Source organism: Balneola vulgaris DSM 17893, assembly GCF_000375465.1.
GTDB lineage: Bacteria > Bacteroidota > Rhodothermia > Balneolales > Balneolaceae > Balneola > Balneola vulgaris.
Map to the genome: position 1 here is coordinate 691022 of NZ_AQXH01000001.1, position 13209 is coordinate 704230.

The following is a 13209-nucleotide window of genomic DNA, read 5'->3' on the forward strand; positions in this document are numbered from 1 at the left end:
GAAAATGAAACTCATAGATTTCTCCGTTAAAAGAAAAGTAACGATTTCGATGTTTACAGTAGCCATACTGTTGTTTGGAATCGTATCTCTTACACGCTTGAATGTAAACCTACTACCTGATCTCAGCTATCCTACCCTTACTATTCGCACTGAATTTGAAGGAGCAGCACCCCTTGAAGTCGAAAATTTAATTAGCAAACCTATTGAAGAAGCGGTAGGTGTGGTTAAAGGGGTAAAACTTGTTCGTTCGATTTCTAGACCGGGGCAATCGGACGTGGTACTCGAATTTGATTGGGGTACAAATATGGACATCGCAAACTTAGATGTGATCAGTAAACTTGATGCCATTCAATTACCCCTTCAAGCAAAAAAGCCTGTCACCCTACGATTCGATCCTACTTTAGATCCTATCATTCGGTACGCTATTTATTATGAAGGTGCTTCGCCCGATAAAAATACACCTGTTCAACTCACTTCAGCCCAAGACATTGATGATCCGTCTACCATTGCACGGCTCAAGCAACTTCGTATTCTCTCCGATGAGTTAATAAAGAAAAACTTAGAAGCGTCGCTTGGAGTGGCTTCTGTTAAAATTAGTGGTGGTTTAGAAGATGAGATCCAAGTTAACATCGATCAACAACGCCTTGCCTACCTAAACATTCCGATAGAAAGCATTAATCAAATCCTTGCAGCAGAGAATGTTAACCTTTCTGGGGGGCGCCTTCAGGAAGGCACTCAGCAGTATTTAGTTCGTACTCTCAACGAATTCCAAGATGTGGATCAAATCCGTAATGTGGTTATCACACGCAGGGCAAATAACACCATCTATTTAAAAGATATTGCCGAAGTACGTCAAGGCTATAAAGAGCGAGAAGCCATTACACGACTTGATGGTCGTGAAGCCGTGGAGATCGCTATATACAAAGAAGGCGATGCCAATACTGTTGCCGTGGCTGAGTCTGTTGAAGAGCGCATAGAATCAATTCGCAACGACCTACCTACTGGCTACAAACTGGAGAAGATTTATGATCAATCGATCTTCATAGCCTCGGCAGTTAATGAAGTAAAAAACGCTGGAATAATTGGTGGTATACTGGCTGTTCTAGTTCTCTACTTTTTCTTGAGAAGCTTTTGGACAACGGTAATCATTTCCGTTTCAATACCTGTTTCTATTATCGCCACATTCAATTTGATGTATAGCAACGACATCACCTTGAACATTATGTCGCTTGGAGGTATTGCTCTGGGTATTGGTATGCTGGTTGATAACTCCATTGTTGTGTTGGAGAATATCGCACGGCATGTGGAAATGGGTAAATCAAAATTACAAGCCGCACGTGATGGAGCCAGTGAAGTTGGAACAGCTGTCATTGCTTCAACCCTCACAACCGTCGCAGTATTCTTCCCACTTGTATTCGTGGATGGAATTGCAGGGCAACTATTTAGGGATCAGGCTTTAACAGTTACCTTTTCATTAATCGCTTCACTGATCGTTGCGGTTACCCTTATTCCGATGATGTCGTCTCTTGGTGATAAAGACGAAGATGTTGAACCTCTCGATTTAAAAAAGCCTAAGACCGAACTAGGAAATACCCTTCGAAATGTTCGAATGAATGCCTTTTATATCGCTCCAACTCAAATCACAAAGTTGATACGAAAGCTGTTTTTAGGAATCGGTAAACTATTTGGTTTAATACTATCTCCTTTTGTATGGTTATTTGATGAATTTTATAAGCTGACTGAAAAGGTCTATTTAAAATTATTAAACAGCGCTCTTCACCATAAGGCAATTGTATTACTTATTGCAGTGGGGACGTTTGCTGGTTCCATCTTATTAGTACCAAAAATTGGAATTGAACTTATTCCTCAGTTATCACAGGGTGAGTTTAAGGTAGAGTTTAAACTGCCTCCGGGTACTCCTATCGAACAAACGGATGCGGCTTTAAAAAGTGTACAATTAGCAACACGCTCTAAAGACAATGTGAATTCTACATTTGCCGTTGCTGGGACTGGGAATCGTATGGATGCCAATCCTGATCAAGGCGGTGAAAACTGGGGGGAGTTAAATGTGCTATTGACATCTGGCTCTAACTCGGATGCTGAAGAATCCGTGATGGATGCAATGCGTTCTTCACTACAACAAGTACCTGGGCTTCAATATAAATTTGCGCGTCCTTCCCTATTCTCATTCAAAACACCTGTTGAAGTTGAAATTTCGGGCTACGACATCGATAAGCTAAAGCAAGTAAGCGATGAATTAGCTCGAAAAATGAATAAGGATGACCGATTCGCAGATGTTAAAAACACCATGGAAATGGGAAGTCCTGAGCTACAGATTTTATTTGACCGTGACCGCGCTGCAGCACTTGGACTACAAGTAAATGAAGTGGCTCAACGAATAGTAAACAACGTTCGTGGTGATATTGCAACAAGGTATTCATGGAGAGACCGTAAGATTGACGTACTAGTTCGTGCTCGAGAAGAAGACCGTTCTTCCATTCAAGAAATCAACGAACTAATTATTAACCCTAATGCAGAACGCCCTATCCCACTTAGTGCAATCGCTGAAGTGAAAGTGACCAATGGTCCCGGTGAAATACGTCGAATCAATCAACAACGAGTAGCTCTTATAACGGCTAACCTCAACTATGGTGATTTAGGCGAAGCTGCAAACACAGTTGAATCGATTATTTCAGAAACGACTATGCCAACGGGCATATTCGCTCGTGTAGCCGGTCAGAATCAGGAAATGGATGAATCATTTAAATCACTCCTGTTTGCCTTATCACTTGCCGTGTTCTTAGTGTACTTAGTAATGGCTTCTCAGTTTGAATCTTTACTCCACCCCTTTATCATCTTATTTACTATTCCACTAGCATTGGTGGGTGCAATATTAGCCTTATTCATCACAGGTACTACCATAAGTGTAGTGGTGTTTATAGGATTAATATTACTTGCCGGTATTGTGGTGAATAACGCGATTGTCCTCATCGATTTGATTAATCAATTACGTGAACGAGGATTAGATAAGTATGAAGCGATCATGGAAGGTGGTAAGTCGAGATTAAGACCTATTCTGATGACCACACTTACAACAACACTTGGGTTACTTCCTCTTGCTATTGGTTTTGGAGATGGAGCTGAACTTCGAGCCCCAATGGGTATTACTGTAATTGGCGGATTGTTAGTGTCTACCCTTCTAACTCTTGTGGTAATTCCAGTTATGTATTCTATCATGGATAGAAAGAATTATGTAACGAAGTCTGAAATCTCAAAAGGTTGATACTATGAGTTTACCTGAGATTTCTATTAAGAGACCAATAACCACCATCATGATCTTTGTGAGTTTAGTGGTGGTTGGGCTTATAGCTACACGCTTAGTTCCGCTCGAATACTTCCCAGATATCACATTTCCTGGGGCGTCTATTAATTTTACCTACCCTAATTCTTCCCCAGAGGAAATAGAAGAACGGATTGTTCGACCTATCGAAGAAGCTGTAGCTACCATTAGTGGTGTTGAGCGGATTAATTCGGGATCTGGGGAAGCAGATGGAAATGTAACGGTCCAATTCAAGCAAGGCACCGACATCGATTTAAAAGCCATCGAGCTAAAGGAAAAAATTGAAAGCGTTCGCAATCAATTACCAGATGACTTTGAATACTACCAGATCTTCAAATTTCAAGACGGAGGTGGTAACACATTGCAGTTGCGTATCTCCAGTGAAAGAGATTTATCGAATGCTTACGACTTATTAAACCGTAACCTCAAGCAGCGTATTGAGCGTTTAGACGGGGTGGGGCAAGTAACCTTGTATGGAGTTGAGAAAAAGGAAATACGAATCGAGCTCCTAGCCGATCGTTTATTGCAATACAACGTAGATATTAACCAGTTATCTAGTAGGCTTAATCAAGCCAATTTTTCCATTTCAGCAGGTAAAATCAGTGACTCTGGACTTCGATACAATGTTCGTCCAATTGGGGAGCTCACAACCGTTGAGGATTTCGAGAATCTAATCATAGGCGATAATAATCTTCGAGTAAAAGACATTGCTCAAGTATCCTATTCCTCACCTACTCGTCAATATGCGCGCCATTTAGATCAAAAATATGCTATCGGCTTGGATATTGTTAAGGAGTCGTCGGCTAACACCGTAGCTACCGTAGAACGTGTTCTAAAGGAAATAGACGTCATAAATGAACTCCCTGAGATGCAAGGTATTCAAATTTATGAGATGAATAATCAAGCGGAAGGAATCTTAAGTTCTCTGCGTGAATTATTTAATGCGGGTGTTCTTGGGGCTTGTCTTTCCATCTTCGTACTCTATTTCTTCTTGCGACAATTTACTTCAACCATGATTGTTGCTACGGCAGTCCCCTTTTCACTTATCGTTACGTTAGGCTTCTTTTACTTCTTAAATATCTCTTTAAACATTTTATCAATGATGGGCTTAATGCTCGCAGTGGGGATGTTAGTAGATAACGCGGTTGTAGTAACGGAGAATATTCATCGATATCAACGCAAAGGTTTAAGTCCAAAAGACGCAGCTATATTTGGAGCCAAGGAAGTAAGTATAGCAGTAACTGCAGGTACATTCACGTCCGTTGTGGTGTTCCTGCCTAATGTGATTAATGAAAGCTTTATAAAGCAGCACATGTATTACATAGGAATGCCAATTATGATTTCATTGGTGTCATCCTTAATCATTTCTTTGACGATCATTCCACTTCTTTCCTCAAAAATTAAACCCCAAACAAAAGAAAGAAAGAGAACGGTTGTTGATCGATTATCTGATCACTATGCTAAGTTCTTAAAGAAATTCATCTCCAATAGATGGATTTCAACCATCAGTATAATACTGCTATTTCTAAGTGTTATTATCCCTGCTGGGTTTATGAGTTTTGACATGTTCCCCGACACGGAAGAAAGGGAAATTGATTTGGCTTATAACTTAAACAGTGCCTATTCCTTAGATCGTGTTAAAGTAGCGGTAGATAAAGTAGAAGCCTACCTCTACGAGCATCAAGAAGAATTCGATATTGAATCAGTGTATACCTACTACACACCCGATTTTGCCTTGTCTACCATTATCCTAGTGGAAGAAAAAGAGGCCACAAAATCAGTTCAGGATGTTAAAAAAGCAGTAGAAGCTAACCTTCCTACCATTCCAATTGGCGATCCCTCTTTTGAATTCAGAAGTCGGAGTGGCAACCCCGCTGTTCGAGTGTTTGTTCAGGGTGAGTCGATGGATGTTCTAGCTGAATTAGCCGATCAAGTTGAATGGCGTATGAGCCAATTAGAAGGTTTCGCATCGGTTAAATCTGAAGCAGAATTAGGCAAAGATGAGGTAAGTCTTAAAATTGATCATGAACGCGCCCGAAATTATGGACTCACATCACAAACAGTAGCACGATCGGTATCCAATGCAGTACGTGGACAAAACCTCCGAAGAGTTCGAGGTGAGAATTCAGAAATAAATGTAGTGCTTGCTCTTCAAAATGTAGACAAACAAAGTGTGGAAGACCTCAAGGAACTACCTATTACAACCGACGATGATGAAACCGTAAAGCTCTCCTCTCTTGCCGAGTTTACCCAAACCAAAGGTCCAGGCCGAATATTCCGTGAAAACAGAAAAACAGCCTTAGGCATTACCATTAATTTGGCGGAAGGCACAACCATCGATGACGCTAGAGAAAGTATTTCTCAAGTTATGAACCAAATCGTATATCCTGCGGGCTATGCTTGGAGCTATGGACGTAGTTTTAGCAACGACGATGAAGCCCTTGGCACCATGCTTTTCAATATCGCCGTGGCTTTCTTTCTAATTTACCTCGTAATGGCAGCTCTTTTCGAGTCGTTGCTCTACCCTACCAGTGTTCTCGCATGTATCTTTTACGGCATCATCGGCATCCTCTGGTTCTTTTTAATAACGGGTACTACTTTCGATCTAATGGCTATGATCGGGATCCTTATTTTAATGGGTATAGTGGTGAACAATGGAATTGTGCTCATTGATCACATCATTCATCTTAGATCTGAGGGCATGAGTAGAACAGAGGCTGTAGTTCAGGGTGGAAAAGACCGAATGCGTCCTATCTTGATGACAGCAGGAACTACCGTACTTGGGTTAATTCCCCTTTGTATAGGAACAACACAAATTGGTGGAGATGGCCCTCCCTATTTCCCAATGGCTCGTGCAATTGTTGGTGGCTTAACTTTTTCAACCATAGTTAGCCTAATCGTACTTCCTTCCATATACATTATTCTTGATGATATAAGTTTATGGTCGAAGCGAATTTCAAAAGCCTCCGCTATTAAGAATTAACTTTGGAGGCTTATTTGCTTACTTTGAAAACAAAAAGTGCCACAAACAACGATCTATTCTGAGAGCTTTAATATTCGCGCTAGCGAAGCAGATAATGATAGCGACATCACCATTGCTGCTATTTGTGAACTCTTCCAAGAAGTAGCTGGAAATCATGCCTTACAGCTAAATTTCGACATCACCGATCTACATAAACAAGGACTAACTTGGGTGCTACATCGCATGGATATCCAAGTAAAATCTTTTCCTAAATGGCGCCAAAAAGTGACTATTGAAACTTGGCCTGCTGCAGGCGATGGACTCCGAGCTTATCGTAATTATAGAATTCTAGATGAGGATCAAAATGAGTTAGTGGTATGCCTCAGTTATTGGATGATGATTAATCTCAAAACTCGTAGGCCCACAAGAATGACGGAAGAGATTCTAAATACACGATTTTCAGATCGGGATCATACTCAACCAATTAAAAGCAGCAAAATTTCCAAACTCACCAATGCGGATGCCTCAAAGCAGATTGTGGTTAGAAAGTCTGACTTAGACATGAACCAGCATGTGAACAACGCTCGTTACATGGAATGGCTTATAGAGGCCCTACCTGCTTCCTACAATCAAAAGCCAACGGGTGTCGACATCGTATTCCTTCGTGAAAGTATCTACGGCGATACCCTAACCTCTAGTGTACAGCAACTGGAAAAGCATACTTTACATACATTGGTCAACCAAAAGGATGAAATCGTAGCCCAAGCTGAGTTTTATTATTAATCTAACTCGGGCTAAAGAAAACTCGCTTATTTAGCGTCCCAATCAGGAGCGAAATCAGGCGTTACAATTCTTCGGTCTTTTTGCAGTTCATCGATGGCATAGAAATCATCATCGTCCAACACGAAGTCATATATATCAAGATTTGCTTCCATATGCTCTCGGCTAGATGCCTTTGGAATCACCACCACTTGCTCTTGCTCTATTAACCAGCGTAGGGCTATTTGAGCGGGCGATTTACCATACTTCTCACCTAGTTCAATAAGAAGTGGATTGGTCAGTACTTCCCCTTGTCCTAATGGACTATAAGCAGTCACCATAAGGTCGTGGTCGGCTGCATACTCCAGCAATTCAAACTGTCCAAGTAATGGGTGGTATTCTACCTGATTGCAAAATATAGGAGCGGCCAATTCCTCATTTACTTCTTTCAAATGTTTCATAGGGAAATTACTTACCCCAATGTTCAAAGCCTTTCCTTGATCTCGAATTGAAAGCATTGCTTCGATAGTCTTTTCGATATCCACATCTGGATTAGGCCAGTGAATGAGAAGTAAATCTAAATAAGGTACGTCTAAATCTTGGAGTGAACGCTCTGTAGATTTTATTACATCATCTGGCTCCATATTAGTAAGCCATATTTTTGTAGTAATAAAAAGCTCATCTCTTTTCACATGCGCCGCCTTTATGGCTTGTCCAACTTCTCTCTCATTCTTATACGCTTGGGCGGTATCAATATGCCGGTAGCCTAGGTTTAAGGCTAATTTTACGGCTTGTTCACATTCTTTCCCGATTAATTTAAATGTACCAAAGCCGATTTCGGGAACATCGATACCTTGAATATTCTTGGTGACCATTGTTGGTTAAAACTGTTTTACTTTTAAGTTATAATTGTATGAGTTAATCTGAAGTTAGACTTCTAAATTCTTATTTAACTAAGGTCATTTTTCTTGTCATAACCTTGTTACCTACCTCGAGTTGATATATATACATTCCACTCGGCATATCCGTTGCATCCCATTCCACTGAATGTTCCCCCTGTGATAGGGTAGTTTGGACAAGAGTGGCAACAGGCTGTCCCACTATATTGAACACGGAGAGCTTAACTTCGCTCGTCTCCAGTAAATAAAATGAAATATTGGTAGTTGGATTAAAAGGATTCGGATAATTCTGGTATAACTCAATATCCGTAGGAATATCCTCAACGCCTTCAGTAGCTACAAGAGACTCTGGGATTACTTTAATTCTAAATCTATCCTCTGTTGAAGGGAAACTTGATTCTTGCGTATTCGAAGAATTTTCATTGAAATAATCGAAATCCACATCCCAATCACTTGTCAGCTCGTAAACTCTATCTGTTTCCATGTCCTCTAACACTATCACCCAACCCGTTGGGATATCCTCCCATTGCTGCACACTCAGGGTAAACTCTCCTTCTTCTGTTGAAATCATTTTCAAAGGTAAATTCACAACATTAGACAACGAGGTCGATACATGGAACTTCTCGTAGTGTTTCAAATTCGGATTCATGGTCAAGGCTAAGCCTCTAAATGAGTTTACATAGAGGTCTTTATATAATGCGATAGATTCTACATTCGCAGATACTTCATCATTATCTGTAAATAGTATTTCTACTGATGCACTATTCCGCCCATCGTTTAGCAGTAAGCTAAACCCACGCATATCCTCTACTACTTCAGTTACCGTAGAATTATTTAGCCCATCTACACTTAGCCTTAATGTTTGAGCTTCAATATTTTCATTTAAACCGATCCAAAAAGCACGATTTGAAGCAATTACATCATTGTTATGCAAAGATTTTATGCCATTAAAATTTGATGTACTGATAAACACTTGTGGTGTGTAATTAAGACCTAATTCTTCTTTCAATTGAGATTGTAACCATTGAACTGATATAGCCTTATTTGAATTATTTACCACATAATTCAACCCTTCAAGTTCAGTGATTATTCCGTCACTATTTCTATCCGTTGTTGAAAGCTTAAGTTCCAAGTTCTCATTTAAAACCTGCTTCGCTTTATCAGTATTCAGCTTCGAACTAAATTCTTCCGATAAATAACCAATCCCAAAGTCTCCATCACTTAAAGATTGGTTATTATCAGAGAGTGAGACAAACTTCCCTCGAGTCTGATCCCATGTATAAAAATCATTCACATTACTTAACTCTTTCAATTGCTCAGCAGTTAACACTCTCCAGCCCGGACTGAAGAAACTAGATGCACTTGCCGAGCTATTTAAATCAGGAGTTGATTGATTCGTAGTGTTGTTCGCTAAAATTTCTTTACTGGCGGATTGAATTTCTTGCCTCTCATCTTTATTTGATCGAAGCCTTACACTGCTAACACGCTTACTATTTGAATTAATAAGCTGGATGGTACCCTCATCATAAATCAGCCCTCTGTCTGTATCATCAAGCTCAAAGTAGATATTTGAAAGGGCTTGCAAGTCTGCATTACCTTCTTCAAATACCAGAAGCGTTTCCCCGATTTCAAGGATGCTATTTTTTGGAATCACAAAGTGATGATCGCCATTAACGATATCCCAATTTGAAATATTAATCGCTTTTCGCTCGAGGTTATGTAACAATAGCACGGATCGATCTCGGTCTTCAACCACTTCCATCTTCATAGTAGGAATTTCATCATCCGTAACTAATACTGTATGGCTTATATAATCTCCGAACTGACCATGACTTAGATTTCTAAGCATGAAAATGCCACTTTCCACTCCTTCGTACTCATCATCATTTTCTAGAGGCACTTCTATTTCATAAACCGCATTGCCCACCAAACCTGTGAAATTCACTTCTGTTGTGAAATAGTTTTTAATTTCTTCTCTACTGATTGAGCTATTGGTTGAATCAAATACTACATCTACTGTGAGTTTAGACCCATCGTGTTCGTAGATAGCAACGTTTAGAGTCGCTTTTTTATCGGTTTCTTTAGCTGTTGATAGGTTCTGATCAAATAGAATAACTGGTGGCTTCAATAAATTGAATGTAGTTCCAAAGCCAACATAACTTCTTTCGTTGTTTCCTCTCCAATTTCCTCTGTTACCAACAAAGCTTAGTAACATATCTGCTGTACCACTGGCGCCATGACGAATGAAATACTGGTAATTATCTGCTGTACCTAAAGCTAGTATAGTTCTAGGATTCTCGGCGAGTACCTTAGGGATTTCAGATCCATAAAAATCTTGTAAAGGCTCCCCCCATCCAATCCCGAATAAGAAACGATGAATTTGGTCATCTTTTTGGTACAGAAATACTCTCTCTGTTTTTTCAGATAGCTTGAAAAAGCCGGAGGTTAATACCGCTTCTGAATTACTTTGTTCACCAATAATGATAGGCGTACCTGCGGCAATAGATGAGCGAAACACCACTTCAATCTCTTCACCATCAGTAAACACTTGCTCTTCTTGATTCCAGATACCGTTATTCAAATACAACGTTGAATTCTTCTCCAGATCAATCAAAGGAACAAGCTCAAGAGTATTGTCTTGAGCGTTCGCTGACACTACCACAACATCGCCAGGTATAAGTACTGATTGTGCAGTTGTAACACTTGCAAACAGCAATACGAGCAGGAAAGGGGCGATATGTTGGGTTTTAAAGAGTGCTTTTAATAGTAGCGGTGAGCCCATAGGCAACCAATTAGTTCAATAAAAACTTCTTTTAATTAAACTAATTTCCACTAAAATGGCATATTATTTTTTGATGATTTTCGAATTTTAATCATCCAAATTTGGGGCACTCAATTTGCCTTCAGAAGATGCCACTGTAAGTGCTACTGCGGCATCACCTGTAATGTTTACTGTAGTTCGGCACATATCCAGAATACGATCAACACCAAGTATGAGTGCGATTCCTTCAACCGGTACATCAATAGCTTGAAGTACAACTACTAACATTACAATACCTGCTCCTGGAACACCTGCAGCACCAATCGATGCTAGAGTTGCTGTAGCCACAATTGTTAATTGCTGAACAATGGACAAGTCCATTCCTAAGGCTTGAGCAATAAATACTGCAGCAACGGCTTGATAAAGACTGGTTCCATCCATGTTGATGGTAGCCCCAATTGGTAGTACAAAACTTGATACTTCTTCATCAACACCAAGGTTTTGCTCTACACGCTCCATTGTAACAGGTAGTGTAGCTGAACTAGAGCTAGTACTAAAGCCTAACAACATAGCTGGGCGAATAGCTTTGAAGAAGTCTCTTAACCTCATTTTGCTAGAGAATCTAAATAGCGTAGCATACACTAAGAATACATGTACAATCAGTGCCAATAATACGGTGAGGCAGTACCAACCTAAGGCTCTAAGTAAATCAACAGCTTTGCCTAAATCATCGCCTGCCAGATCCACTATCAAGGCGGCCATTAATGCAAACACCCCATAAGGCGCTGTTTTCATGATTAAGTCAACAATCTTGATGATGACATCATTAAAGGAGTCGAATACATTCACAAGCAGTTCGCCTTGCTTCCCTCCTACTTTAATGATACCAATACCAAGCAGAATGGCTACAAATACAATTTGAAGCATGTTAGAGTTTTCGCTAGCTGAAGCGAAGAAATTGGATGGAACTATACCCACTATGAAGTCGAGCGGTCTACGTTCTTTAATAGCCAAAGCTCCTTCTTCTCTTTCCCCAACATTTTCTTGATAGGTCTCTTGGAGCTCTATTTTTGTTGATTCTGGAAGTGCTTTACCTGGCTTAATTAAATTAACTGCTAATAAACCTATAGAAATGGCAAAAACAGTAGTACACAGATAAATCATTACTGTTTTAAGACCCATCCGTGAGAGTGAGGCGGTGTCGTTCAAACTTGTTACACCAGCAACAAGCGAAGCTAAAACTAATGGAACAGCAATTAGCTTTAATAAAGTGATAAAAATTGTACCAAATGGCTTGATAAAATTCAGTGTAAATTCATTAAATCCTGCCAATGCAGATACTAAACCCCATAGCAGACCTAAAATGAGTCCTAAGATAATCTGCCAATGTAATTTTTTATACCACTTCATATTTTGAATATTAAAACGATTATTAAAACTAGTATCGACGAAGCACCCGTCGATAACCAGTTAACGATATTATTATTTATAGTAATGTTCCCACTGTCGTAATTCGACAAAAAAGAAGCTTTTACTGATTTCCCTTGGATTTTTGCACCCAGCAATGAGTCTATCAAACATCCGATAAAGCCAGCAACCGAAATTAAAATTAGCCCCGATATACCCGCTCCTTCAAAAGCCACCCAATATAACACAGCTATCATTCCAGAACCAAGTAAAGCTGCAACGGTTCCGTAAATGCTAATCCCGCCATCTGTACCGGCTTTAACGTGTTTAAAATCAGTAATTAAATAAGTCTTTGTTTCTGAACTTGAGCCCAATTCTGTAGCCCAAGTATCAGCCGTTGCTGCAGCAATAGTGCTTACCGCAGCGACTAGAAAAAGTGGTAAATCGGTGATAAACCAAATCAGAACCCAAAGAGCTAACCAAAAACCATTTGCCCAAACTTGCGTGCCATCACGGCGGAATCTAATTGAAAAACCTTCCTCTGATCGGGCTACATCTTTCGACACTAATGAAGCTGACACAAAAAAGAAGATGACTATGAGCGCCACTGGCCAATCTCCCAGCCCATACGCAATGGTCCCAAATATACCGGCGGAAACGGCTCCATCATAGGTCAACCAGTTCATCAAAAATGCTAAGACAGAAAAAACAGCTGCAAAGATAACAGCACTGCCTATACGGATATGATCTTCCATAGTGCCAAAGATGATAAACACAAAGATCAACGAGAATAAGAAAAAGATATTTACATGCCGATGAGTCACTAAGCCGATTGGCCTGTGTTTTCCTCATTACCCCGATCGTGCTTTAGAATAGCAAAAAGCACGATTACATAACCCGCCATGATTACAATAGGAGAAATGTATAATGAAATAACACCCTCCACTTTATTCTCTAAATACATGGCTGTAAACCCACCAAAGATTAATAGGATTGAAAGACCAATTAACTTGTAATTAAATGCAGAGAAGAACATTGGTTGATCATTCTCTTTATTACGATTCGATTTTGCCATTATATT

Annotated in this window: 8 protein-coding genes; 3 read left to right on the forward strand and 5 right to left on the reverse strand. The window is 39.9% G+C overall.

Features of this window, described 5'->3' with window-relative positions; all coding sequences use genetic code 11:
- The first annotated feature begins 4 nt into the window (after positions 1–4).
- From B155_RS0103050 to B155_RS0103060, 3 genes are read left to right on the forward strand one after another with little or no spacing between them, the layout of a single operon-like run.
- Complete coding sequence (locus B155_RS0103050) at positions 5–3283, forward strand: efflux RND transporter permease subunit (RefSeq protein ID WP_026167159.1); 3279 nt, start codon at positions 5–7, stop codon at positions 3281–3283.
- 4 nt (positions 3284–3287) lie between these two features.
- Positions 3288–6323: an efflux RND transporter permease subunit gene (locus B155_RS0103055; RefSeq protein ID WP_018126774.1), complete on the forward strand. Its 3036-nt coding sequence runs from the start codon at positions 3288–3290 to the stop codon at positions 6321–6323.
- Positions 6324–6359: 36 nt separating this feature from the next.
- Positions 6360–7085: an acyl-[acyl-carrier-protein] thioesterase gene (locus B155_RS0103060; protein ID WP_018126775.1), complete on the forward strand. Its 726-nt coding sequence runs from the start codon at positions 6360–6362 to the stop codon at positions 7083–7085.
- A gap of 26 nt (positions 7086–7111) precedes the next feature.
- Here the strand turns inward: B155_RS0103060 and B155_RS0103065 are convergent, their stop codons facing one another.
- The 5 genes from B155_RS0103065 to B155_RS0103085 form a co-directional block, all read right to left on the reverse strand.
- Positions 7112–7936, reverse strand: coding sequence for an aldo/keto reductase (locus B155_RS0103065; RefSeq protein ID WP_018126776.1), 825 nt, complete (start codon positions 7934–7936; stop codon positions 7112–7114).
- Between the two features lie 70 nt (positions 7937–8006).
- Complete coding sequence (locus B155_RS13525) at positions 8007–10742, reverse strand: T9SS type A sorting domain-containing protein (RefSeq protein WP_018126777.1); 2736 nt, start codon at positions 10740–10742, stop codon at positions 8007–8009.
- A gap of 87 nt (positions 10743–10829) precedes the next feature.
- Positions 10830–12131 (reverse strand): dicarboxylate/amino acid:cation symporter, encoded by a 1302-nt coding sequence (locus B155_RS0103075; protein WP_018126778.1) that lies wholly within the window; start codon positions 12129–12131, stop codon positions 10830–10832.
- Positions 12128–12883: a DUF92 domain-containing protein gene (locus tag B155_RS0103080; RefSeq protein ID WP_018126779.1), complete on the reverse strand. Its 756-nt coding sequence runs from the start codon at positions 12881–12883 to the stop codon at positions 12128–12130. The genes B155_RS0103075 and B155_RS0103080 overlap by 4 nt, the downstream gene beginning before the upstream one ends.
- A 68-nt stretch (positions 12884–12951) precedes the next feature.
- The gene (locus B155_RS0103085) at positions 12952–13203 is read right to left on the reverse strand and encodes a hypothetical protein (RefSeq protein WP_018126780.1); all 252 of its coding nucleotides are present in this window, start codon (positions 13201–13203) and stop codon (positions 12952–12954) included.
- Between the last annotated feature and the right edge of the window lie 6 nt (positions 13204–13209).